Annotated in this window: 21 protein-coding genes; 10 read left to right on the top strand and 11 right to left on the bottom strand. The window is 40.5% G+C overall.

Going from position 1 to position 25,519, the window contains the following annotated elements:
- Positions 1-45 precede the first annotated feature (45 nt).
- On the bottom strand, positions 46-318 hold the full coding sequence (locus tag FAX86_RS11005; protein WP_144393470.1) for a hypothetical protein: 273 nt from the start codon (positions 316-318) through the stop codon (positions 46-48).
- A gap of 81 nt (positions 319-399) precedes the next feature.
- Here FAX86_RS11005 and FAX86_RS11000 point away from each other — a divergent pair, with 81 nt between their 5' ends.
- From FAX86_RS11000 to FAX86_RS10990, 3 genes are all read left to right on the top strand, one after another.
- A complete protein-coding gene (locus FAX86_RS11000; RefSeq protein WP_144393469.1) occupies positions 400-663 on the top strand; it encodes a hypothetical protein in 264 nt (87 codons plus the stop codon).
- Positions 664-770: 107 nt separating this feature from the next.
- The gene (locus FAX86_RS10995) at positions 771-1,142 is read left to right on the top strand and encodes a helix-turn-helix domain-containing protein (protein ID WP_164503546.1); all 372 of its coding nucleotides are present in this window, start codon (positions 771-773) and stop codon (positions 1,140-1,142) included.
- Entirely contained in the window at positions 1,142-2,461 is a 1,320-nt protein-coding gene (locus FAX86_RS10990; protein ID WP_144393467.1) for a type II toxin-antitoxin system HipA family toxin, read from the top strand. Before FAX86_RS10995 ends, FAX86_RS10990 begins: the two co-directional genes overlap by 1 nt.
- 62 nt (positions 2,462-2,523) lie before the next feature.
- Here the strand turns inward: FAX86_RS10990 and FAX86_RS10985 are convergent, their stop codons facing one another.
- Positions 2,524-2,907 (bottom strand): hypothetical protein, encoded by a 384-nt coding sequence (locus FAX86_RS10985; protein WP_144393466.1) that lies wholly within the window; start codon positions 2,905-2,907, stop codon positions 2,524-2,526.
- Between the two features lie 228 nt (positions 2,908-3,135).
- On the opposite strand from FAX86_RS10985, the gene FAX86_RS10980 reads away from it, so the two are divergent.
- The 4 genes from FAX86_RS10980 to FAX86_RS10965 all read left to right on the top strand — a co-directional run bounded on the left by FAX86_RS10980 (position 3,136) and on the right by FAX86_RS10965 (position 7,181).
- On the top strand, positions 3,136-4,191 hold the full coding sequence (locus tag FAX86_RS10980; RefSeq protein WP_144393465.1) for a mechanosensitive ion channel domain-containing protein: 1,056 nt from the start codon (positions 3,136-3,138) through the stop codon (positions 4,189-4,191).
- 170 nt (positions 4,192-4,361) lie between these two features.
- Positions 4,362-4,769: a BlaI/MecI/CopY family transcriptional regulator gene (locus tag FAX86_RS10975; protein ID WP_144393464.1), complete on the top strand. Its 408-nt coding sequence runs from the start codon at positions 4,362-4,364 to the stop codon at positions 4,767-4,769.
- Complete coding sequence (locus FAX86_RS10970) at positions 4,756-6,204, top strand: M23/M56 family metallopeptidase (protein WP_144393463.1); 1,449 nt, start codon at positions 4,756-4,758, stop codon at positions 6,202-6,204. The genes FAX86_RS10975 and FAX86_RS10970 overlap by 14 nt, the downstream gene beginning before the upstream one ends.
- 62 nt (positions 6,205-6,266) lie before the next feature.
- Complete coding sequence (locus FAX86_RS10965; RefSeq protein WP_144393462.1) at positions 6,267-7,181, top strand: polysaccharide deacetylase family protein; 915 nt, start codon at positions 6,267-6,269, stop codon at positions 7,179-7,181.
- A 788-nt stretch (positions 7,182-7,969) separates the two neighbouring features.
- On the opposite strand, the gene arfB is transcribed toward FAX86_RS10965, so the two are convergent.
- A complete protein-coding gene (arfB, locus tag FAX86_RS10960) occupies positions 7,970-8,386 on the bottom strand; it encodes an alternative ribosome rescue aminoacyl-tRNA hydrolase ArfB (protein WP_144393461.1) in 417 nt (138 codons plus the stop codon).
- 184 nt (positions 8,387-8,570) lie between these two features.
- Here arfB and FAX86_RS10955 point away from each other — a divergent pair, with 184 nt between their 5' ends.
- A complete protein-coding gene (locus tag FAX86_RS10955) occupies positions 8,571-10,952 on the top strand; it encodes a PQQ-dependent sugar dehydrogenase (protein WP_144393460.1) in 2,382 nt (793 codons plus the stop codon).
- A gap of 276 nt (positions 10,953-11,228) precedes the next feature.
- On the opposite strand, the gene FAX86_RS10950 is transcribed toward FAX86_RS10955, so the two are convergent.
- The 8 genes from FAX86_RS10950 to hisG form a co-directional block, all read right to left on the bottom strand.
- Positions 11,229-15,374, bottom strand: a complete 4,146-nt coding sequence (locus FAX86_RS10950; protein ID WP_164503545.1) for an EAL domain-containing protein — start codon at positions 15,372-15,374, stop codon at positions 11,229-11,231.
- Between the two features lie 236 nt (positions 15,375-15,610).
- Complete coding sequence (hisD, locus tag FAX86_RS10945) at positions 15,611-16,819, bottom strand: histidinol dehydrogenase (protein ID WP_246128579.1); 1,209 nt, start codon at positions 16,817-16,819, stop codon at positions 15,611-15,613.
- Positions 16,820-16,867: 48 nt separating this feature from the next.
- Positions 16,868-18,112 carry a phosphoribosyl-AMP cyclohydrolase gene (gene hisI, locus FAX86_RS10940; protein WP_144393457.1) on the bottom strand — a complete coding sequence of 415 codons (1,245 nt, stop codon included), beginning with the start codon at positions 18,110-18,112 and terminating at the stop codon, positions 16,868-16,870.
- A gap of 34 nt (positions 18,113-18,146) precedes the next feature.
- Entirely contained in the window at positions 18,147-18,917 is a 771-nt protein-coding gene (gene hisF / locus FAX86_RS10935) for an imidazole glycerol phosphate synthase subunit HisF (protein ID WP_144393456.1), read from the bottom strand.
- A 39-nt stretch (positions 18,918-18,956) separates the two neighbouring features.
- Positions 18,957-19,532, bottom strand: coding sequence for an imidazole glycerol phosphate synthase subunit HisH (gene hisH, locus FAX86_RS10930; protein ID WP_144393455.1), 576 nt, complete (start codon positions 19,530-19,532; stop codon positions 18,957-18,959).
- A gap of 32 nt (positions 19,533-19,564) precedes the next feature.
- Positions 19,565-20,155: an imidazoleglycerol-phosphate dehydratase HisB gene (hisB, locus tag FAX86_RS10925; protein WP_144393454.1), complete on the bottom strand. Its 591-nt coding sequence runs from the start codon at positions 20,153-20,155 to the stop codon at positions 19,565-19,567.
- Between the two features lie 17 nt (positions 20,156-20,172).
- The gene (locus FAX86_RS10920; RefSeq protein WP_144393453.1) at positions 20,173-21,849 is read right to left on the bottom strand and encodes an aminotransferase class I/II-fold pyridoxal phosphate-dependent enzyme; all 1,677 of its coding nucleotides are present in this window, start codon (positions 21,847-21,849) and stop codon (positions 20,173-20,175) included.
- Between the two features lie 19 nt (positions 21,850-21,868).
- Positions 21,869-22,717, bottom strand: a complete 849-nt coding sequence (hisG, locus tag FAX86_RS10915; RefSeq protein ID WP_144393452.1) for an ATP phosphoribosyltransferase — start codon at positions 22,715-22,717, stop codon at positions 21,869-21,871.
- A 321-nt stretch (positions 22,718-23,038) separates the two neighbouring features.
- Here hisG and aroA point away from each other — a divergent pair, with 321 nt between their 5' ends.
- Both aroA and aroC read left to right on the top strand, forming a co-directional pair.
- The gene (gene aroA / locus FAX86_RS10910) at positions 23,039-24,307 is read left to right on the top strand and encodes a 3-phosphoshikimate 1-carboxyvinyltransferase (RefSeq protein ID WP_144393451.1); all 1,269 of its coding nucleotides are present in this window, start codon (positions 23,039-23,041) and stop codon (positions 24,305-24,307) included.
- A gap of 61 nt (positions 24,308-24,368) precedes the next feature.
- Positions 24,369-25,448, top strand: coding sequence for a chorismate synthase (gene aroC, locus FAX86_RS10905; protein ID WP_144393450.1), 1,080 nt, complete (start codon positions 24,369-24,371; stop codon positions 25,446-25,448).
- Positions 25,449-25,519 lie beyond the last annotated feature (71 nt).

Here is a 25,519-nt window from a genome sequence, read left to right as displayed (position 1 = left end):
CTTAATGATGCAATTTTGGTTGCTTCCCTAATTACGTTTAGAAAATCAATCTGGCTCGAATGCAGATAAATTATCGGTTGACTGAACTTCGGCGCGCTCGATTTTCTCGATGGTCCTGAGTAGTTTGGTATGTTCCGTTGATCCCTCGCCTGATCGTAAATAAAGTTTTGTTGCATGCAATAGATCGTGCATTAACGTCATTCGGTAATTTAGGTTGAGCAAACTTTTGGCCAGAAAGTTGGGATCTTTATCTTCTTCACGCATTTTTGCTGCGGTTTCTAGCGCTACTTTGAGTTCATCGTTGCTAGGCATGCCCATTGTGTATCTCCATTAGGGATATATTGTTTATTATAGACAATTATTCACTTATTATGGCAACGCTTATTTTGGAGTATCTATATGACTGATTTTTGGGCGAAAACAGAAGCTGTATTGCGTGAAATGGAAGCCGATGAAGAGTACGATTTATTTGCGATTGGCTACGTGATACCGCAAGTGCCTTTGGCCGAAGCGGTTTGGGAAGAAGCGTCAGATCCTGCAACTACATTGATTGATTATGTAAGCGGCTCAATGGACGAGGATGAAATAAGCGAGGATGATCGCAAACTGATTCAGAATGTTTTACAGTCAGCCATTAATAATGGGCAAGTTAATTCTCATTAAATCATTTTATGCACATTATGAGTAATATATTGCTCATTATATAAGTTTCTTGTAGTGGGAGAAATATTGCCTATAATAAATATTATAGCTATTTAATGAGAAATATAATGCCCGCAATGAATAAAATTGGTCTAATACTGGAAAGCGTAGCAGAAAGCCTCAAACGAGAGCGTTTAGAGCAAAACCTTAGCCAGCAACAAGTTGCGGAAGTCGCGGGCATCTCCCGTCGTACTTTAGTTGACGCAGAAACGGGCAAAAATATCTCACTCGCGACTTTAGTTAAAGTGCTTATTGCGTTGAAAGCCGAAGATCGTCTGGAATCCTTAATGCGTTTACCTGACGCGAGTCCTGTTGAGTTGGCAAAGTTAAAAGGAAAACAACGGCAACGAGCATCGGGCTCTCGAGTGGAAGCCAATGATGAACTGACCGAAGAAACGAAAAATAAACCAAGTAACGAATCTGATAAATGGACCTGGTAATGTTTGGCGCGAATCGAGTTGAAGTTGCTGATGTATTGTTGTTTGGTAAAGAGATAGCTGCCGTTTCTTGGGATGAACAGCGGGGTGTTGCAAACTTTGAATATTTAGCGGATTTTCTGCAGCAAGGCTTAGAGCCCTCACCGTTGAAAATGCCTGTATCGCAGCGCATTTATAATTTCCCCAATTTAGAAAAGCACACTTACTATGGATTACCTGGATTATTGGCCGATTGCTTACCGGATAAGTTTGGTAATGCACTGATTAATGCCTGGTTAGTTCGGCAAGGGCGAACCGGAGCATCATTTTCGCCGATCGAACGATTGTGTTATGTCGGGTCGCGAGGCATGGGAGCATTAGAATTTCGACCGACACTGAAACGCGCAGAAAAGAAATCTCGAAAGTTAGAGATTGGCGCTTTGGTTGAATTGGCGAGCGATATTTTATTACAAAGGCAAAATCTTTCGGCCAATATAAAATCGAATCACGATAAAGAAAAAGCGTTTGAAGATATTATTCGAGTGGGAACCTCTGCAGGTGGCGCGCGAGCTAAAGCCGTAATTGCCTGGAGTCGAAATAGTAACGAAATCCGTTCTGGTCAAGTGACGGCACCTGAAGGATTCAGTTATTGGATTTTAAAGTTTGATGGCGTGGATAATAATCGTGATAAAGAACTGTCGGATCCAAAAGGTTTTGGTCGAGTGGAGTTTGCTTATTATTTAATGGCAAAAGAAGCCGGTATTACCATGATGCCTTGCGAATTAATCGAAGAAAATGGTCGCGCGCATTTTGTTACTAAACGATTCGATCGTTTTGATAATGGCGACAAGTTGCATGTTCAAAGTTTGTGTGCGATGGATCACCTCGACTTTAATATGGCGGGTGCGCACAGTTACGAGCAAGCGTTTGACGTGATGATGCAACTCAATCTAACAAAAAGTGAAGTGGTTGAGCAGTTCCGTCGCATGGTGTTCAATGTGCTTGCTCGGAATCAAGATGACCATACTAAAAATATTGCGTATGTTATGAATGCGACGGGGCAATGGCGCTTATCACCGGCATTTGATGTTTGCTTTTCTTATAACCCTAAAGGAGAGTGGACGCATCAACATCAAATGAGTATTAATGGTAAACGTGACCATTTCAATAATGATGATTTTATGCGTGTGGCTGAAGGAGCGCTCATTACAAAAAATACCGCGAAACAAGTGATTGCCGATGTTGAGTTGGCAGTAAAACGTTGGTTAGAGTTTGCTAGAGAAAGTAATGTGAATGATGATTTTGCAAAGTACATCCAACAGTGCTTAAGAGTTGAGCGTTGATTGGCTCGTTGAGCGAGTAATTTTGGTGCTATTAAAGAGTATTGGACAGCAGAAGCCAAAGTTCAGGGTGAGGTCAAGGGTAAATTGGCTAATTGCCTTGCCCAGTGTATAAAATCGGATTTATTATCTGAGCTGCTCCAAGCCCTTTGATCAAAGCCTGATTGACCATTTGAACGCTTAGCCCAGCCGCGGAACATGGCAGAAGGGTGCGCAATGTGACCGGGTTCGGTGAAATAGTAGGTCGACTTCCCGTTTTCAATGACGTAATGAATAACTTTGTCTTCTCGCTTTGACGAGACAATATCAGAACGACCAGAAACTTTCATTTGAAGCTCGTCTAAACTGCCTGGCCTGACCGAAATTAATTCGGGTTCAGTCATATTTTCTGCCAACATCATGCTAGAACAAGTTAGTAATATTGCCAAAAGTAGTGGTTTCAATGTCATTCGCTCCTATGCCCATTTTAGTAAGTTACGCATAAAACATGTATTTGGATTGATTGAAGACTGGGATTTTCGACAGTATCAGGGCGTAATAAAAAAGCAGTAATGTATCGCAATAAGATAAAATCTAAGAAACTTGTGAAATATATTGGATATTGTGGTTCAACTATGTCTAAATTTGTTCACTATTAAATTTAGTCGGTTTAAATCTTGCTATTAAAGGAAGATTCAATGATTGAATATCTACAAAGCCAGTTTGCTAATCTTCAATTTACTCTGTTAGATTACTGGATTATTGGTTTAAACATCATGACGTTACTGGGTTCACCCTGGTTGGGACTTTGGTCTGCGAATAACCGTACGCAAAAAGAGTTAAGTCGACGTGTTTCTGCCCTTCGCGCCATTAATATTTTTATATTGATGACCTATCTGGTAGCGGGAATATTTGAGTTTAAACTGGGACAAGCTTTTTCACAGATCAGTTTAACCATTATCGTAGCTTTTGGTGTTAATCATGTATTACAACTTTGGGTGTTATCACGCTTTGGGACTGAGAGGGAAGTCAATGGCAAGATAGTGATAGCTCGATCTTACACTAGCGGAATGATTGGTGTATTAACGTTTATAATCGTTGTGGCACTGGCTTTTATTGCGGTACTTAACATTCTTGATCTAGATAACTGGTTACAAACATCTTCCATCATTGGTGCATTTTTACTCCTCTTGTATGCCAGCAAAGACTATTTATTAAATGACATTATTAGTAGTTTATTGTTTCACTATAATCGATCTCTAGAACCTGGCAATGTAGTAAGAATTCGCGAATTAAATATTTGTGGTGTGATTCAAACGATTACATTAGCGCAAACGACTTTGCGAGATTTGGTGCAAGGATACGAAATTACTGTCTCTAATTCTAAGTTACGAAACAGTGTTATAGAAAATTTGTCTCACACTTCGGGTGCTCTGAAAGATTATATTGATTTCAAAATTGGCTACGACAGTGACCCTGAAAAAGTAGAGCGAGTGTTACGAGAAAGTTGGGAACAACTCAATGAGGAGGATAATAACTTAGATAAACAACCTCCGACCATCAAAATTATTGAAAACGGTGATCATTGCGTGGTTTGGCGTATGATTTACAGCGTTAGCAATCCCTATAAAATTCTTGAAGTGCGACATAAGCTTAATCAAGTGGCTTTGGTGCACTGTCACAAGCATAAAGTATTTTTAAATACCCCTCTCACTCACATAGTCGATGGAAATATTTCATCTAAGACTACATAAATAACTGAATTAAAAGTAAAAATATATATTTTTGTTGTTAGTGTTGTAGCTTTCTGGAGCTTGCCTTAATTCTTTTATTGACGAGGTGCGACAGTTGTCGCATACTTGCGTCATCTGTAGCGTGCTTGCTAGAGATCGTTGTCTCGCAAATTAATGAGTGCAAATTAAAGATGAATATTAAAAAGACTCCATCGGAAGTGTTAACAAAGCCATCGCCTACCGAACTCGCATTGCTCAAAGTGTTATGGCGAAGGTTTCCGCTAAGCGCTCGTGAAATACATAATTTGGTTGAGCAACAATTAGATTGGTCTTATTCATCCACTCGCAAAACATTAGAACGGATGACTGAAAAGGGCTTTCTCAAAGTTGAAGAAGTTCATGGCATTCGTGTGTTCACTCCACAAGTGAGTAAAGTAAAGACGTTAGCTGGTTTTATTAAAGATTTTACGCGCAGTGTGCTTGAAGTTGACGGCGCGTTACCGGTAGCCATGTTTGCTGAAAGTAAGCTGTTGGATGAGAGTGAATTATCAGAGTTAGAGCAGCTGCTTGAGCAAGAGGTCGAGCATGATGACCGGTGAATGGATACATCTTATAGAATCTTTCGCTACTGCTTCTGTGTTTAGTCTTATCGCAGCGGGAATGGCTTACTCTCTCGCTCGCCTTTTGGCTTATCAATGGCCGTGGATTGATGCCTGGCGTGGATTTTGGGTTGTCGTTTTATTAACGAGTGCGGCAACTATTTTCTATCACTTTATTCCTGCAACCAATGAATTCATTGGGGTGGTCCAGTTACCATCGATTGACTGGATTCAAGTGGCGGACTCTTCTGACTTTGAATCACAAAAAGATGATATTGAAGACTTAACGCAGGTAAGCTTTTTTACAATAACGCTTACTTTATGGTTTGGACTGTGCGTAATAGGTGCTTTATATAACAGTGTTATTCTGGCTTATAAATTAATTCACTTGCACCGCTTAGTGAGGCAGTCAAAAAGTATAGCTGCGATCTCGTCACAGTTCGGCAATTGCAGTATTCCGTTACTTAGACGATTAGAAAAACGCTACGCTCTTACGATTCGAATATCGAATATGACTATTTCGCCATTTATTTTTCAAGGTTCAACGAACTACCTGATTCTGTCCGAATATGCATTGGAAAAACTATCAAGAGATGAATTGCGATTAGTTATTCAGCATGAGCTAACCCATTTGAAACGCCAAGACGGTCGACTTGTATTATTTTTTCAATGGTGCGTTGGACTGTTTTGGTTTAATCCATTTTTGCGACTCATGTATCAACAACTCCAGTGGGCAATTGAGAGCAGTTGCGATCGGAGTGTGCTAAGTCGCCAATCAAATTTGCGGAGGATTTATGCGCAAGCGATGCTCAAAATCCTCCGCAAATCGGCAACCAGTGACGCCAATCAAGTGGTTGCCGCCTTCTCATCGAAATCACTAAGGAGAATAACAATGAGAATTCAACATATCATGAGCCCTTCGCCAGTCAGAATCAAGCGTTCTACCCAGAAGATATCTTTACTGGCGTTTTGTTTGGGATTTAGTTCGCTCGCGATGAGTATTTATCCGGCAGCGCATGAGTCAAGCAATTCGGAATCACTCACGATGATTCATCCGGTTAAAAAAGCACGTTTGTCTTCTAACTACGGAGATAATAATAGGTTTCACAAGTTTCATCGTGGTGTTGATTTGGCAGCCAGTCTGGATACCCCAGTCGTAGCTGCTGCATCCGGTCGTGTGGTAACCTCGACTGAGCATCTTGAGGGCTTTAAGAACTATGGAACTATTATCATTATTGATCATGGAAATGGTGTCCAAAGCTTGTATTCGCACTTAAATGTATTGAATGTGAAAGAGGGCGATCAAGTTGAGCAGGGCCAACTTATTGGGCGAGTGGGAGAAACTGGTCGAGCAACTGGACCGCATGTCCACTTCGAAATACTAAAAGATGGCAAGCGTGTCGACCCAAATCAATATTATCCTTTTAAATCATAATCGAGGAACTACCGATTATCACTAGCCTGGCAATTATTGCCGGGCTTAAGTAAGGAAAATAAATGATACCCAATAATGTCTTTTGGTTATTTATTCTATTGATGATAAATCAAGCTGCTGATTGCCAATCTGTTGCTCTCACTTTCGATGATGGATTAGATCCGAGTCGTCAACCACAAGCCAAGAAATGGAATCAATCCATCCTGACTCATTTAAGTCAAGCAAAAGTAAGAGCTCATTTTTTCGTTACAGGAGAGAGAGTTAATTCGACTGATGGTTTACGGTTAGTTAAAGATTGGAGTCAGTACGGACATTTTATTGCTAATCATACCTACAGTCATTGGTATTTCCATTCTGAAGACATTTCGATTGAACAATTCGTTCAAGATATTAAAAGGAATGAAGAGTTACTGGAACATCTGGATAACTGGAATAAGCGTTTTCGCTTTCCTTATTTAAAACAAGGTAATACATTTGAAAAGCGTGATGGTGTACGAGACTGGCTGGCGCTTAATGGTTATGAAATAGGCTCTGTAAGCATTGATGCCAGTGACTGGTATTACGATCAAATTTACCGCACGCTGTTACATGCCGGTGAAGAAGAGAAAATAAAGCAACTGCGTGATCGTTATCTTGAGCATCTTTGGGAACGCGCTAAATATTATGACGAGCTTTCACAAAAACTGTTGAATCGAAGCATTCGTCATGTGCTCTTATTACATACGAATGCCATCAATGCGGCTTTTCTTGGTGACGTTATTAATATGTTCAAACAAAAGGGCTGGTCGCTTATTGATTCTGAAAAGGCTTTCCAAGATGAGGTTTACGAGCAGCAGCCAGACATATTACCCGCAGGTGAGAGTATATTATGGTCAATTGCAAAATCGCGGAATGTTGAAGGATTACGATATCCTGCCGAATCGAAACGATATGAAATGCCGAAGTTGATTAAGTATGGAATTATCATTCGTAAATGACTCGAGTTTTAGTCGTTAACGCAATAAAGTATGTTCCTTCGATTTGACAAATACAATTATTTCATTCTATTGATACGAGCTTTCAGTTACTCACATTCTAGTGAGTCACAGTTAATACTATTCATTTTCCCCAGTTTACGTTGATAAGTTTGTGGATAAATGGATCCAGCCCAGATCATAAGCGTCGTATGTTGAAACGATTAAAAATTGATAGCCATGATCATGAAATGATCGGTTTCTTATTTTGGAATATTCGTAAAGCATTTATTTAATTTTTTTTATATTCAGGAAACGATTTCAAATGATCGTGCATTCTTTTTGTTTGACTTTTATTCTAAAGACATTCTTACGCTTGATGATTAATCCACTTAGTCAGAGTTGGCTCGTTGCTTTTCCCCAGAATAAGTTAATAAGCTTGTGGACAAAATGATCCTCGCCTTATGTTGCAAGGCTTCGATGACTTCGTGCAAATTTTGTTAAGCACTTTACTGTTTCTTCATTAATTGTTTGACTGATGTTCAATGAGGCAAAATAGAGACATCATCGATTTAAATTTACTCAATAACTCAGATTCTTAAGTTGGTTGGTAATGCAATTGGCGCAATTTTTGTTTAGTTATCGTTGCGGATCATTATTCGAGCTAGAAATTGCAGTGCTAGGTCTCGATTGTCCCCAGTTTTGGTTGATAAGCTTGTGGAAAAGAAGGTTTAGATCAGTGATATCGGGGGCTCTGTTAATATGATCAATATTAAAGCAATTAAAGTTAACAAATGAATTAAGATGAAACTTTAATCGAACTGAATTTTTTGGCGTAGCTGTTTGCGTTGCCCGTGTTTGGATTTTGAATCCATCCGTTTTTGTTGAGATGCTTTTGACGGCTTTGTTGCTTTACGCTGCTTTTGAACTTTTGTTGCTTCTAAAATTAATTCTCTGAGTCGTTCTATGGCATCGACTTTATTTTTTTCTTGTGTACGAAAACTTTGTGCCTTGATATTGATTATGCCGTCATTAGTGATTCGAGAATCAGAATAGGAGAGTAGGCGTTCTTTATATTCCTCTGGCAATGAGGATTGGTTAATGTCGAATCGCAAGTGGATGGCTGTGGACACTTTATTGACGTTTTGCCCGCCTGCACCTTGCGAGCGGATGGCGTTCATTTCTATTTCTGAGCTTGATATGCAAATATTTTCTTTAATTTCAATCATCTTGTTTCAAATAAATAGCTGTTCAGTGTGAATTGTTTAACGTTTTTGAAGATAGGTGATCTCACTAAACCCTGTAATTAGACCGCTTATCCATTGCTGCTATTGGTTTTATTTATTTTGTCGTAGTTTAGCAGAAAAGAGTCGTTTAAAAATCAAACATTGTGCTCAAATTTAGGATATTGCTATGGTTATTGTTCGATGGATGTTTATTTGTTCTCTGGCTACTCTCACATTAATTGGCTGTGGTGGATCAAGTGGCGGCGGCAACTCTCAGCAAGATTCTGAAGCTCCGGTAATTACGCTACTTGGCCAAAATCCAGTACAACTGTTTATTCATTCGGAATATCAAGAAGCCGGTGCAACCGCGCAAGATAATATCGATGGTAATGTTTCGGTAACGATCAGCGGCGCTGTTGATTCTAGTGTCGCGGGCAATTACACGTTAACCTATACTGCGACGGACAACGCGGGTAATACAGCTTCTGCAGAACGCGAGGTTGAAGTATTAGGAGAGCGTTTATCGAATCTATCTTGTTTGCCGCCCGAGCCTGTAAGCACTGACCCTGGCGATGTTTCATTTGAACCTAGTTTTCCATCTTTGCCATTTATGGGGGCACCGCTAGCGATGGTTCAGCCTTTGTCCGATAGTTCATTCTGGCTAGCTGCTTTGCGTGACGGCCGTATTGTTCGATTTGATAATTCTCCGACAGTTGATAGTTTCGATTTAGTGTTGGATATAACAAGCCGAGTGACGACGCAATTAGAGATGGGATTGACTGGCCTGGCAATTCATCCTGACTACCCGACCAGCAATTATGTTTATATTGTCTACAATGATGGCCAAAATAGCGGCCGCTCGACGATTTCTCGATTCACCATTAATACTAGCAATCAAACCATTGATGCCAATTCAGAGTTAAGACTTATTACATTGCCCCAGCCAGCGAATAATCATAACGGTGGTGATATTGCTTTTGGACCAGACGGCTTTCTATACGCAAGCTTTGGCGATGGTGGATGGGATGCAACTGAGTCACAAGATTTATCAACACTGCACGGTACGATTATTCGTATTTCAGTAACCGAAAGTGGTTATGACATTCCTGAATCAAATCCATTGAATACGGGGCAGGAGGTTTGTGACTCAGGAAGCAGTCAGGCAGGAAATTGCCCTGAGATCTACGCCTATGGATTTCGTAACCCGTGGCGATTCAGTTTTGATGCGTTAACTGGTGAACTTTGGGTTGCTGACGTTGGTGAGTCAACTTTTGAAGAGGTCGATCGTGTCACAGCAGGAGGAAACTATGGTTGGCCAATTATGGAAGGTGACCAATGTTTTGATGGAGGCGATTGTAATCCAGACGATTTTGAATTACCGGTTACTCAGTATCCTAGATCGGTTGGTGTCTCCACGGTGGGAGGTTATGTCTATCGAGGTGATGACTCGCCCAGTTTAGCAGGCCTCTATTTATGGGGAGATACATTTTCATCGCAATTTTTATCCGTTTCGGCAAATGCTCCTGAAGGCAGTGACTATACATTGACATTCAATAGTCAAAGAATTATTGCAGGAATGGCGCAAGGAATTGATGGTGAGGTCTATTTATTAAACCTACAAGGTGATGCAGGGGATGAAGTTTTTAAAATAACGGCAACGGGCGGCGCGACCGTCACCGAGATGCCGGAAAACCTAAGTGATGTAGGATGTTTCGACACCGTCGAAAAGTCTTATACTCAAGGCGTAATGAATTATCAGATTCAATCAATATTGTGGTCTGACGGTGCCAGTAAAGACCGTGCTTTTGCTATTCCTGATGACGAAACGATCGAAATTACCGAAGAGGGCGATTTTATATTTCCGGAAAATTCAATATTGATCAAACACTTTTTAAATAATAATTCTTATTTGGAAACTCGTTTATTGGTTAATCTTCCTGGTGGTTGGCAGGGTTTTAGTTATGAGTGGAACGATGAACAGACAGAGGCGGTACTGCTCACTGAAGGTAAAACAAAAGATGTTGGTGATTTTATTCATACCTTTCCAAGTCAAGCGGAGTGCGCGGTATGCCATACTCAAGCCGCAAATCACAGTTTAGGATTAGAAGTTACTCAGTTAAATCGGGTGGGTCCGGTTGCGACTAATAACCAACTTGATTTACTGTCTGATATTGGGTTTCTTTCATCATTGATTGATAGTGAGTTAGAGGACTCTCTGGTAGCGCTTTCGGATATCAACTCAACTGTCGAACAGAGAGCTCGTAGCTATTTACATAGCAATTGCTCAAACTGTCATCGTCCCGGAGCGCAGGGTAGCTTTATCGATTTACGTTATTCGACGACATTGCAAGATACAAACTTGTGCGATGTTGCTCCAACAGCCGGTGATCTGGGCGTTGACAATGCACGAAGACTTGCTCCCGGTGACGCTGCTCGGTCTATTGTATTACTGAGAATGCAAGCTTTGGATGGTAACCGAATGCCACCATTAGCTTCACTGAGTGTAGATGAAGAGGCTACTGCAGTCATTGAACAGTGGATTAATGAATTATCGAGTTGTATCGAATAATAACTGACTTCTTCCTTGTCTTTGATGTTGATGTGTAAGTTTATTAACCGAAGGATTCTTCATGGTAGTGTGAGCTTTTGGCTTATAATTTTTCGGTAAGCCATAAGTCTATATTCGTTACCAATCTAATTATGAAGCGTTATATTTCTTTTAGGCACCCCTTTAATCCGAAACATTTCGTTTTTATATTTTGGGGAACTAAATACTTTGTATTAGAAAACTGTATTTACTTCTAGACGTTTCGAAGGGGGATATATTAAAGCAGTAAAGTTTGAATTAATGATCCTTTTTCCAATATTGTTGCGGAGTATATTTGATTTCCTCTATTGGCTGTGGTTTACCAAATAGAAATCCCTGATATTCTTCGCACATTGACTCTCGAATAAACTCCAATTGCTCCTCAGTTTCAACACCTTCTGCTACGACTTCAATATCGAGACTGTGTGCCATATTAATGATTGCTTTACAAAGCATTGCGGATTTCTTAGTTTGACTAAGTTGTATTATAAACGATCGATCAATTTTCAAAACGTCAATCGGCAACTGTTGTAAATAAGCCAGCGAGGAGTAACCTGTTCCAAAATCATCTAAAGCGATTTTAACTCCAATGCGTTTTAAGTCGTAAAGCACTCTGCGTGTGTGCTCGAGATTTCGAATTAGAGTTCCTTCTGTAATTTCTAACTCCAAACTCTCAGGAGGTATTTTAGCCGATTTAATGGCTTGCTCTACAATGTTTATGAGATCTGATTGTTGAAATTGCATTGCTGCAATATTCACCGATACATTAACGTGGTGTCCTTCATTGTGCCATTTGGAACATTGTTTACAGGCATCAAATAATATCCAACTGCCCAAATAAATAATTTTCCCGCTCTCTTCTGCAACCGGTATGAAATCGCCGGGAGAAACTAATCCTTTTTCTGGATGTATCCAGCGAATGAGCGCTTCGAAACCGCTAATCGTATTACTTTTAACATCAACTCTGGGTTGAAAGTAAGTTTTAAATTCATCATTGGCGATTGCGTTCTCTAAGTCTCTTTCGATTCCCATGCGGTGCACAAGCGATGCGTTCATATCTTTATGATAAAAGCAGTAATCAACATCTGGGTTTCTCTTCGCTTCATACATGGCAATATCAGCATGTTTCAATAACTCATCCGTCGTTTTGCCATCTTCCGGGTAAATTGAAACGCCAATGCTAACAGAGGTGATTACTGATTGAATCGTTAAGTCGAAAGGTTGCGACATTTCCTCAATCAATCGATTTATGGTTCTAATGATGTCGTCGTGATCGGCAACTCGTTCTAAAATTATTGTAAACTCGTCACCGCCCAGTCGGGCCGTATTATCTGTATCTCGTAAAATATTTCTTAATCGATGTGCGACAGCTTGTAACAACTGATCACCAGTAGCATGTCCCATTGAATCGTTGATCATCTTAAAGCTGTTTAGATCAAAAAAGATGAGTGCGATTTTGTCATTAAAACGTTTGGCGAGACTGAGCGCATGTTTCATTTGCTCATGAAACATGGAACGATTGGGCAATTCGGTCAATTGATCAAAGTTTGCGAGGTGTCGTAATCGGTCTTCGGTTAATTTAAGCTCATTAATGTCTTTCGTTGTCCCTGCTATCATTGCTGGTTTGTCATTTTCATCTCTCTCGACTATTCGACCGCGAGACAGCACCCAGTGCCAGGTCTTATCATCCTTATCGAGAATTCTAAATTGTGCTTCATAATGTTCACAGTGCCCATTTATATGTTGCACAATCATCTCATCAACTAAGGATTGATCTTCTGGGTGAATGCGATCAAAAAGATCATTTGATTGGATGCATTCTTCTTTAGGGATTTCATTAAGCTTAAGTTTTGACGTTCGATGAATTAAGTTGGTTTTTAAATCCCAACGCCAATATTGGTCACCGCTTCCCCAAAGAACATCTCTTAAGTTTTCTTCACTTCGCTTGATAGCCTCCATCGCAGCAAGTTCCTGTCGACGCTTAGAACGACGCGCACAATAAATTAATACAATGGTTGTCACTGCTAGAACCAGATAAATAAACTTAGCAAGGCTTGTTTTCCACCAGGGTGGATGCATTTTTATATTTAAGATTGTTTTGGCTTTAGACCACTCACCGAGCTGGTTGGTTGATCGTACTTTTAATTGGTAGCTACCATCGGGAAGATGAGTGTAGCTCGCGCGATTGATATTCTTTGGGCTAAGCCAGTTTTTATCGTACCCCTGAAGTTTATACTCGTAATGGAGCAAGTCTGACGTTAAATAGTCTAGCTGACTAAAATGGAAAGTAAGCAAACTGTCATCTGGGAAAAATTCCAGTTCTGGCACATCGGCTAGAGGTTTAAATCGAGTGTCGGGTTTGTGCATTCTTTCAACTTTGGTAAGCCGAATAGGGTAGTGCTCATCAATAAAGCTTAAAATTTGCGGGTCAAAGCCAATAATTTCTGTTCCGCAAAGGTATAAAAAATCATTGGGTGTTAGCCAGCTGCAATTCTCAATAAAACGCAAACTCTTACTGCTTACTTGTGGATAAATTTGTAACTTATAAGATTCTGCATCGATTTGTCCTATAAGTTCGTTGGTCGAAAACCAGAGTTGGTTGTCTTGAAAAATAAGGTCTAACACGTTATTTGAGGGCAAGCCATCTTCTACGGTAATTGTTTTTAGAATTTCATTGGGATTATTAATCGGAATGACATGAATTCCATTGTTGGCTGTTGCAACCCAAATATTATTCTTCGAGTCAAGCTGTAAGTCATGGATGATTTGAGACCGAAAGTAATGTTTTATTTCTTTAATTATTGAATAATTATTTTCAAACGTTACTTGATATAAACCTGTTGGGCTGCCCAGCCATACCGTCTCGTTGGTGGTGTTTAGTATAATATTAAAGTATTCGATATGGCTGGTAATTGAATGTTGTGAAGCATCGTATATCAAACGTGAGTGTTCTTTCTTGGCATCGACTAAGAATATTCTTGCTGCGCTACTGGATATTAAAAAATTTTCGTTAGGTAATTTTGCAAGGCTGTAAAAAGGTATTTTTCCTAAGGTATTGGGCGATAACCACTCAGCTTGGTTGGAGTTTTTATTAAACTTTAAAGCTCCTGCATCGGTTATTAAAATCAAATAGTCGTCGTCGATGCTATCGAGTCGCCAAATTGTATTGGTATTGAGAGGTTTACCTTCTTTTGTTGTAATTTTTATCGGGTTGACATGATTGGTGATGGTATCCCACTTTTCCAAACCTTGGCTGGTACCTATCCAAGCAATGCCTTCTTTGTCTTCTGTAATAGAAGCAACATTGCCACTGCTTAAACTATTTGGGTGATCGGCAATTTGCCTTAGTCGTTGAAATGTTATTGTTTGTGGATTAAATATGGCAGCGCCATTAGATGTAGTTATCCACACGGCTCCTGTATGGTCTGCTGTAATCATTTCCACCGTATCGCCAGGTAAAGCGCTATTATCAGACGGGCGATGTTCTAATGAAAATTGGAGTTTTGTAACAGGATCATAAACTGTTATTCCTTTGTCCCAGTAGCCAATCCAGATTCTACCTGAAGGCGCCTTATAAACATACCAAACACTTTTTGTTTTTAGCTCGAGTGGTGTTTCGAGGGAGCTTTCATGCACTTCTGCTGTTTCGGTATTCGTGTCGTATTTGTAGATTCCTAATTGATCTGTTCCAAACCAAAGTGTGTCTTCATCAATTATATCGGAAGAGGTGATGTAGACGTCTGTCATATGAGGGACTAGTTCATTACTCTCGGGTTTGTCTAATTCGACATAAAACAAACCACCGTTGGTTCCAACCCAGACTTTATTTTTGTGCTCTAAAAGAGTCAGAACTTTACCGGAAGGAACCAATTTGTCATTGACGACTTTGCGTGAATAACCTTTTGATTCTTTAGTTTGAGGATTGTACTTTATAACTCCATTTAATGTGCCTAGCCAAAGATTTCCATTTTTATCTTGAATGATTTCTCTGATATCTATATTCAAAACACCATTCGATTTAAAGTCAATTTTTTCTAATTCAGCTGTTTCGCTGCTGTATTTAAACAACCCAACATTGGTTGCTAACCATACGTCTTTATTGGAATCTTCGATAGCGGAGTGAACGGCCACATCCAACGGTGAAGACTCTTTATTATCACTCTGTATTTTCAAGGGTATAAACTGGTAACCATCGTACAGTTGAGCTCCCGATTGAGTGCAAAATAATAGGAAGCCAGAACTCAATTGCGTAATGTGATAAATGTAAGTCGTTCGATAAGTTGAATTTTCGGGCAATCTTTTAACCACAAGCTCAGGGACGGCATAAGCATTGGAATGACTATTGCTACTGCCAAGGAGAAATATCAGGGCTGTTAATGTGAGTCGAAAAGTTACAGAGCTCAAATGGAATCTCATTACGAGCGGTTAATTTGCAATGTATAGGTCAGTATAGACCACTTTTCTTAGTTTGAGAGGCTATCTTTTACTTAAAAAACAAGCAAATGCGAGAGCTATTTAGTAAAAGTAGGAGGTTTAATCAAAGTCCTTTATTGAAAGAGGATACTGTAGAATTACGACGAGTAAATGCATGAAAAACAGGGGCTTTGACAAGGATATGAATTCGAAAAGCCCCGGTTGGATTACGTCCCACCCCTTATTTTTAAACTTTCATAGTGGAAAGTTAAACCCTCTTCATTAGCGATGGGCATGGCTAACTTGGCAAGTTCTTTGCGACCGTTGTCACTAACTGTTTGTATCGTTTGAATTTTTAAGAAGGTTTGAACGTTTAATCCTCCGGATTGCCGGGCGTAGCCAATAGTCGGGAGCGTGTGATTGGGCCCTGAACAGTAATCGCCCATGGCGACTGCACTGTTGGCACCGACAAAGAGTGAGCCGAACTGCTTTAATTGCTTAGCATCAATGCGTTTATCGCAAAGCATTAAGTGCTCCGGAGCAAAAGCTTCACTTACGTTGATCATCTCCTCAACATTCTCTGCCAAGATTAAGGCAATTTGCTGATTGTCGATGAGTGCTTGATACTTGTTGTTTGACTTTAGAAATTGTTCAACCTCTTTTAGCCATTGTTCGCTATCGCTCACCAAAACAGATAAGGCCACAGGATCGTGTTCAGATTGAGCAAGAGCATCCAAGGCTAACCATTCAATCGGTTGGTTATTATCGCACAATGCTAACATTTCGCTGGGACCGGCTAAGCCATCAATTTTAATCTTACGTTGCAATTGAGCTTTAGCTTCGTTGACGTAAGCATTACCAGGCCCGACGATAATATCAACCGGATCTATTGAAGAGTAACCAAACGCCAAAGCAGCAATGGCCTGAACACCTCCAATTTGAAAAAACTGAGTTGCGCCAGCGAGTGAAGCAGCTGCAAGCAAAGCAGGGTGCGCCGATGGCGAAACGGCAATGCGTTGTTGACAGCCAGCAACTTTCGCTGGAATTAAAGTCATCAATGCCGTCGAAATAAGTGGAAATCGACCGCCTGGAATGTAACAGCCCGCTCGTTCAATCGGTGTGATAACTTGCCCAAATTCGCCACATTCATCACTGAATTGTTGGCTAGTGAGTGTTTGACTTTGAAAGCGAGCAAAACGTTTGATTCGCTTTGCTGCGTGACGAATCGCTGCTTTTAACTCTGGTTCTAATTCATATTCATCAAATGGCTTTAGTTCAATTTCTCTGGGAGATTCGCTATCAAATTGTTGTGCGTATTTATCGATGGCGGTATCACCATTTTTTTTAATGTCAGACAGCATTTTTTGAACGGTATCTTGTATCGATTGTTCATTCGATAATTCGGGTCTTTGCCAGTCTTTCGCTTTAATTATCATTGATTCAACTCTCACTTTACTCTTAACACTATCTGGAAATAAGAGTATTTACTTTATTTCTCTATCATTAAACCGGCTGCGCAGTTCATGGGTTATGTCGGTAATAGAAACACCCTTTGCCAATGCATCGGTTAAGGCAAAAAATATCAGGTCGGCAGCTTCCCAGCGGACTTCTTCAAAGGTTTCCGCTTCGATCAACTCTTCAGCTTCTTCTTTAATTTTTTCTGCCCGTAATTCTGCTGACTGAAATAGCTTGGTTGAAAAAGATTTTTCCGGTAATTGCTCTTTTCGCTGACTTAATAACTTCTCAAGTCGATCTAATGAAAACTCATTTCGCTCGCTGGAAAAGCAACTGTAGCGGTTAAAGTGACAAGCGGAACCGGTTTGTTTGACTTTAAATAATAAAGTATCTCCATCGCAGTCAAAGTCAACATTAACCAGTTGTTGGATGTGACCTGAGGTTAGACCTTTTTCCCATAAAGATTCACGACTGCGACTCCAATAGACGCCTGTTCGTTTTGTTAACGCTTGTATTAAAGAGTCTCGGTTTGAATAAGCGAGCATCAATACTTTATTCGTTTCAACATCTTGAACAATAGTTGGAATAAGAGGCGATTTTTCGAAATCGAGCTGTGCCAAAAAGCAATCGTTTAGATTCAAGACTCCGGTATAAATCGACATGCCTATTTGTCCACTAGCCCCAAATTGCGTAAACCAAATAATGTCATCGAGTGTTGAAATGCCACCCGCGATGGTGACAGGCACTTTGGATGCTTTTAAAACGCCTTCAATGCGCTCGCGATCCAATCCTTGCAGCAAGCCCTCTTTTTCCACTTGTGTGTATAAAAATTCAGAGCAGTTTTTAGCGAGCTCTGGGATGAGGTCCAAAACTTTGACAGACTCTGTTTCTTGCCAACCTGAGGTTGACCAATAATCACCTTTTGCATCGATGGCAAATATTAAACTTTCTCGTGGTAGTTTTTTAACCCAGTCATCGCGACATTTTGTGCCAATAATTATTTTAGTAGCACCCGCTTTAATGTATTTTTGAGCGGTTTCCAAGTCACGAATACCACCGCCCACTCGACATGGACGTTTCTTTAATAGTTCTATAATTAAAGACTCATTGCTTCCTTTTCCGAGTGCTGCATCAAGGTCAATAATGGCAACTTCACCGTATAAAGAAAACTCTTCTAGTAACTCGAAAACATCTTCACGCTCTAAAACTTTTTCTTTGCCTTGTTTTAATTGAACTGCTTTGCCGTCCATTAAGTCGATGGATGGAATTAACATAATTGAAACACCTTATTGTCGAAATCTTTATTAACTATATACGAACGTTTATACCATTCGCGTTTAAATATTTTTTCACCTGACTAATGGTGTAGTCACGACTATGAAACATGCCTGCAGCTAAGCAGGCGTCAGCTCCTGCCTGAAACGCTTCGAGAAAGTGTTGTTCATTTTTAGCACCTCCTGAAGCAATTACTTGGATTTTGCTATTTGTTGCTACTTCCCCTGTGAGTCGATTATCAAAGCCACTTCCTGTTCCATCTTTGTGCATACAAGTCAGCAATATTTCTCCAGCACCGCGTTGTTCAACTTCTCTAACCCAGTTGTTGAAACTTTTCTCAACTCGCGTTCGTCCACCGTGGATGTAAATAACCCGCTTGTTATTTTCTTGATTGACATCAATGGCAACAACCACACACTGGCTACCATAATCAGTCGCTACTTGATCGATGATTTCCGGATGAGTCACTGCCGTCGTGTTAAGTGCGATTTTATCTGCTCCTGCATCTAAAAATGCTTTGACGTCATCGATAGTTTTTAAACCACCACCAACTGTAAAAGGAATACTTAAATTTTTTGCAATTTCGGTGACGTTTTTTAAAGCTGTTGGACGGTTGTCGGAACTGGCCGATATATCTAAAAAAACAATTTCATCAGCACCTTGTTGTTCATAATCTATTGCTAACTCAACAGGATCGCCCATGTCACGTAAATTCACAAAGTTGGTTCCTTTGACGACTCGACCATTATCGACATCTAGACAAGGAATAATTCGGGCGGTTAATTGATTCATTTTTTCAGTCATAGGATTTCTCTAATTCATTCAGGCGTATATTCAGTTTCTCTAACCATTGTTCAGCACTGAAGCCATCAAACTTTGGCCGTACTGGCTTGATTTTTCTGGATGAAACTGAAAACCAACTACATTGTTGTCCTTGACGGCGGCGCAAAATGTTTCTCCGTAGTTGGTTGTAGCGATACATTGTTCTGACTCTCTTATTGCATAACTATTAACAAAATAGGGAATTCCCTCGGGCAGTTCTGTCGATTGTATTTTCGCCCATCCCACCATAGGCTGTTTGGGGAAATTTAACTTTTGTGCGGTTCCTTTGAACCAGCCAAGTCCAGAGGTTCCAGGCGCTTCTTCACTCGCTTCAAAAAATATTTGCATGCCAACACAAATTCCCAACAACGGTTTGTTGTTCTCTCGCCAATGATTTAAAAAATTGAGCCAACCGTTGATTGAAAGATTTTTCATCACGCTTCCAAAGTGACCTTGGCCGGGAATAACTAATTGGTCACCTTGAATATCATCCGGAGTTTGGGCAATGATAGCCGTTCGACCGATGCGCTCTAAGCTCGCTTTGAGGCTGAATAAATTACCGGCTTTGGTATCGATAATAGTAATCGCTTGGTTCATAATTAATTCACTTAAAAACTCTTTAATGGTGCTTACAGCACACCTTTTGTCGAAGATTCATCATTTGTTTTAACAAGGGCTTCTTTTAATGCGTAAGCTAATGCTTTGAAGCAACCTTCGATTAAATGGTGATTGTTTCGAAATGTCATTGGTTTTATATGCAGAGTGATTTGCGCTTGCATTGCCAATGTGTAAAAAAAGTGTTCGAACATTTCGGTGCTAATTCCACCTAAAATTTCTCGAGTAAATTCAAGTTCTCCAACATAGTAAGCACGACCAGAGAGATCAACAGCACATAAAATCAGTGCTTCATCCATTGGCAATAATCGCTGACCGTAGCGCTGAATACCACCTCGTTGGCGCCAAGCTTGCTGTAATGCCTGACCCAAAACAATCGCGACATCTTCAACAGTGTGATGATCGTCAACGTCGAGATCTCCCGTAACCTTAAGTTTGAGATCCCAGCGTGCATGACTTGCCAATGCTGTGAGCATGTGATCAAGAAAGCCAATGCCCGTATCAATGGTCAATTGTTGTTGGCCATCAACATTTAATGTTAAGGCAATATTGGTTTCTTTCGTCTTGCGCTCGATGGTTATTAGTGAATCGTTAGACTGTGTCATAAGTGAATGCCTTAAATTTAAATAGTGGGCTGTGTGATGAATAAATCAATTAAGTCATTAACGCTATCCACAACCAAATCTGCGCCTGCATCCAAAAGAGCATTCTCATTTTCTAAGCCGATGCCTATAGCCAGAGAGTCACTGCCCAGTGCTGCTTTTATATCATCTGGTGTGTCACCAACCATCCAACTGGACATAGCTTTATTCTGTCGTTTAAGTTGAATAATGCCTTCCGGATCGGGCTTACTCTTTTCAACATCATCATCACTCATTCGAAAAGCATTTTCCCAATATGAAAACCGCTCTGCAATATTAGCTTGGCCGATAAGAGCTTCAGCTCCAGGACGACCGGTAACGATGCCAATGGTTTGTTGACGTGTCTCTAAAGATTTCGATAGTTCCTCGGAGACTAAGATGGTTTCATTGGCAATAAAACCGTCGTTTTCTTTGCCGAGATAATAACCTTGAAAGCACTCGATGACCGTTGATAAATCAATTTCTTGGTTGTTTTCGCTAATTAAAGCTTTAGACAAAACCCAGTCGTTATTGAAACCGCCTTGTGAACGTAATCGATTAATATCGTCATCGGATATGCTCTTTCCGGTAAATTCTTTCACCGTCGCTTTAATAGCATTATCGTAGCTCGTTGATGTGTCGATTAAAACACCATCCATATCGAAACATAGAATATCGGGTTGGAAAACGTTTTTTAATGCGGTCATTAATTTTTCCAACTGGTAAGGAATAGTGATACGAACACATCCGTTTAGATAACTTTCGGTAAAGTTACGAACTAAGATCGTTTGACGTTTTAAATACTGTGTGAGTAGTTTCGCTTGCTGTGGTTTTAAACGGAGACAAATAAAGTTTCCTTCTGCAGGAATAAAGTTGACACCAACTTCTTTAAGCCAGTTTGTTAATCTTGTTCGATTACACTTAATTGTAGCGGTGTAGTTATCTTTGTCTTGTTGCGCTTGGGCGTCAAAAGCCATAGATGCAACCGACAATGAGGGTGCAGGCACATTGAATGGCATAGCTCGTTGAGTAAACTCACTAATAATTGATGGCTGGCCCAATAAATAGCCGAGGCGAATTCCCGCTAATCCATAGGCTTTAGATAGTGTTCTTAGTATGACTAAGTTATCGAAACGACTAATTAAATCAATCGCACTTTCCTCGTTGCTAAATTCGATATAGGCTTCATCGAGAAAAACCAATGTGTTATTGATTTGAGCTTGCTCAAGTAATTTTAATAGTAACGTTCTATCTACAGTTTCACCGGTTGGATTATTAGGGCTGGTCAATACTAATACAGCGTTCGTATTATCACAAACAGCTTGTTCAACGGCGTCCCAATTAATCGTTAGATCGCTATTGGGTTCAATTTGTAGATTATCGACTCTCCAGCTATCAATGCCCCAAGTGTATTGACTGAATGCCGGCAAAGGCAAGATCATCGCTCCTTGGTGATCATTAATGTTTCGCTCTTTGATGTAACGCATTAACAAGTAGATAGCTTCATCACCACCATTTGAGCAAAACACTTGATCGGATTGCAAGCCATAGTGCTCTGCTATTTTTGATTCAAGTTGCTGACGGCTTGGATAACGCCAAAGAATTTCCAAATCTAACGAAACTTCTTTAAGCCATTGTCCCGGGAAGTCACTGCGTTCATTAAAGTCGAGTTTCAACATTGCTCTATTGCCTTTTCTATTACAGTGATTTTCGTATCGGAGTTTCTAAAATATCGGTAGCGCCTGCTTGAATTAAAGCAGGAATTAAATTTTGTATTGCTTTTTTCGGGACTGCTGCCTTAACCGCAAATCCTTCTTCGTTATACAAACGACTTACCGTTGGTGAACGCATTGCAGGTAATAAATCAACAATAGCTTCAACATTGTCATTGGTGCAGTTCATCTCAAGCAAAACACGTTCGCGTCCATTAAGTACGGCTTGCATTAAGGTTAGCAAATTGTCGATATCTTGCCGTTTACCTGGATCCTTTAAAGCCTCTTTGTTGGCAATAAATTGAGTTGAGCTTTCCATCACTGTATCGACAATTTTTAGTCGGTTAGCGCGAATGGTTGTCCCTGTGCTGGTGTTATCAATGATCATGTCGGCGTCTTCTGGTGGGAAAACTTCCGTTGCACCATAGCTACGTAGTAATTGGTAGTCGAAGCCATTTTTGTCGAGATAATCGGTTGCGATACGTTTGTATTCTGAGGCAACGATAACCTTACGTTGCTTTACTTCGTTCCAATCCCATTCTTCTGGAATGCACGCAACGATTTTGACTGGATCAAAACCTAGGTCTTTGATGACTTCGACATCGCTGCGTCGTTCGTACATCCAGTCAAGACCGGCAAAACCTAAATCGTGTTGGCCTAGCTCAACAAGCGAAGGGATGTTTTGGCTTTTGAGAAGTTTAACTTCAAGATCAAAGCCATAAGCGGTTGGGCGGTAATTTCGATCGTCACCTACTAATGTGATGCCAACATCATTAAGGAGTTGTATTACCTTGGTATTGATGCGGCCTTTCGGTAAAACCAATTTTAAAGTCATTGTCATTTCCTCAATTTTTTAATTCAATATTTCTTTAACGCATAAAGAAAAAGCCCCGAGTACTGTTGTAAACGGGGCTTTACTGTTAATTTATTAATTTATTGCATAAACAGAAGCACCGTCACCCGAAAGGATGATGGTGATGAGAATGTGTGATTGCTACGTCTGTCGTTTTCATGGGTTGTATAGTGCCATTTTGGGCTCTTGTTTGTCAACTGTTTTATTGTAAACCTATTAAAATAGCGGTCTTGGTCTTTGTTGAGATATAATTCATAGGTTTTTTAGTGATGGTTGTATATACATAAAGGTGTCTCTTTGCGAATGAAAAGAAGAATTGAACCTACCAATCAAATAGATGCTTCTTTAACGCTACCAGGTAGCAAGTATCTTGCTAACCGGTTAGTGGTTATTGCTGCTTTGGCAGAAAATGATGTTCGATTGAGCAATGTTGTCGACAATGACGATATTAATGCTGCAATCGACGGATTATCACGTCTAAAATATCACCTGGAGCGCTCAGGCGATTCGGTTATGTCTCAGCCAAGAAGTCACGCACTCAACCGACCAACCGAGGTTTTTACCGCTCATAGCGGCACTTTTTCACGCTTTGTTACTGCTGTAGCCGCTCTTGAAAGTCATTTGGTCAGAGTTGTTGGCTCTGAGAAGATGAACAGTCGACCCATGGCTGAACTATTTGATGCACTAGAGCAATTGGGCGTTGCGATAGATTCGCCGAATGGCCAATTGCCCGCCAATATCACTGGTCCGGTTACAAATTATCACTGTAAGGTTGATGGGAGTAAAAGTAGTCAATACATCAGCGCACTACTTTTAATGGCGCCACGATTAAATCACGAGTTTGTGTTAGAGCTTGTGGGTGAAGAAGTTTCGACTCAGTACATTGATATGACAGTGGACTTAATGCGTCAATTTGGTATTCGAGTGAATAAAGAAGGAAGGCAATATCGGATTGAAAAGCAATCATCGTATCAAGGCAAGTCTCTGATTATTCCTCCCGATCCTGTGAGTAGTTCTTATTTTATGGCCGCTGCCGCTATCAACGGTGGTCGAATAGCACTAGAAACCTTCGATTTTGATTCGCTACAAGGTGAGGCTCAGTTTTGTAAGGTGCTAGAAGCGATGGGATGTTTGATTGAGCGAAAAGGTGAATCGTTATCAGTGAGTCGACTTGGATCATTAATTGCCGTCGATTATGACATGGGCGAAATGCCTGATGTGGTTCAAACTATGGCGGCTGTCGCTTGTTTTGCTGAAGGCACTACAATTATGCGTAATATTGCACATCTGGCGTATAAAGAGTCGGACCGTATCGTTGACACCGCGACAGAATTGCAAAAACTGGGAGCAAATGTCGAATTTGGCTCCGATTATTTGGCTGTAACGGGTGGAGCTCAATTATCAGGAACTGATGTTGATACTTATGACGATCATCGAATGGCGATGAGTTTAGCGTTAGTGGGCAGTCGCATTCCAAATGTTATAATCAATGATGCCAATGTGGTGAGTAAATCCTTTCCCAACTACTTTGACAAGTTGGCCGAAATTGGTATTGATTCAACGATTCTTTAGTTTGCTGGTTGGCAGCTATAAAACATTTTATAAAAACACTTTAAGTCAGGAAATATTTAGTATGGCAGGTGACACGTTTGGTCAATTATTTCGATTTACTAACTGGGGTGAGTCGCATGGAAAAGCCATCGGTGGTGTAGTTGAAGGTTGTCCCGCTGGATTGGAGTTATCTGAAAATGATCTTCAGCCGGCGTTAGATCGTCGTCGTCCAGGCCAAAGTAAAATTGTGACACAACGAAAAGAAGCCGATCGTATTGAAATTTTGTCGGGAACTATTGAAGGTAAAACGACAGGTACACCCATAAGTTTAATCATACATAATACCGATCAACGTTCCAAAGATTATTCCGAAATGGCTAAGCTTTATCGCCCCAGTCATGCTGATTTTACTTACCAGCAAAAATACGGCATTCGTGATGTGGCCGGCGGTGGCCGTAGTTCGGCTCGTGTGACTGCACCAACGGTAGCAGCAGGTGCCATTGCACAAAAATTATTAAAAGAAGCATGTGGACTGGAGATTATTAGTTTCGTGAGATCAATTGGTGAGCTGGAAACCCATTGTGATCCGCTTGATGTAACTTTAGCGTCTGTTGAAGCAAATCCAGTACGTTGCCCCGATGCTACGGTGGCAGAGCAAATGATTAAGCATATTGAGCAGGTGCGCAAACTAGGCGATTCAACCGGCGGTGTTGTCGAGTGTGTGATTAAACAAGTTCCTGTGGGTTTTGGAGAGCCGATATTTGATAAGCTGGAAGCCGATTTGGCGAAAGCTATGCTAAGCATAAATGCCAGTAAAGGATTTGAAATTGGAAGTGGATTTGCAGGCACTCAACTGTTGGGTTCGCAGCATAATGATCCTTTCATCAATGATAACGGCAACGTTAAAACATCATCGAATTTTTCTGGCGGAGTACAAGGTGGTATTAGCAATGGTATGCCCATTATTTTTCGCGTAGCTTTTAAACCGACCGCGACAATTATTCAAGATCAAAATACTGTTGATGTCGAAGGAAATCCAACGACGTTTAAAGCAAAAGGGCGACACGATCCTTGTGTCTTACCACGCGCCGTGCCGATCGTTGAAGCGATGGCGGCATTGGTTATGTGTGATCATTGGTTGCGTGCAAAAGCGTATCAATAATTTTATTAATTGAAGCAGACGAATGGATAAACATTGGTAAGTGCGATTAAAAGAACTGTTTTGAATCACTT

It is taken from the genome of Pleionea sediminis (assembly GCF_007570825.1).
Taxonomy (GTDB): Bacteria; Pseudomonadota; Gammaproteobacteria; order Enterobacterales; family Kangiellaceae; genus Pleionea; species Pleionea sediminis.
The sequence above is the reverse complement of the archived record's forward strand: the minus strand, read 5'-3'. Positions and strand labels throughout refer to the sequence as shown.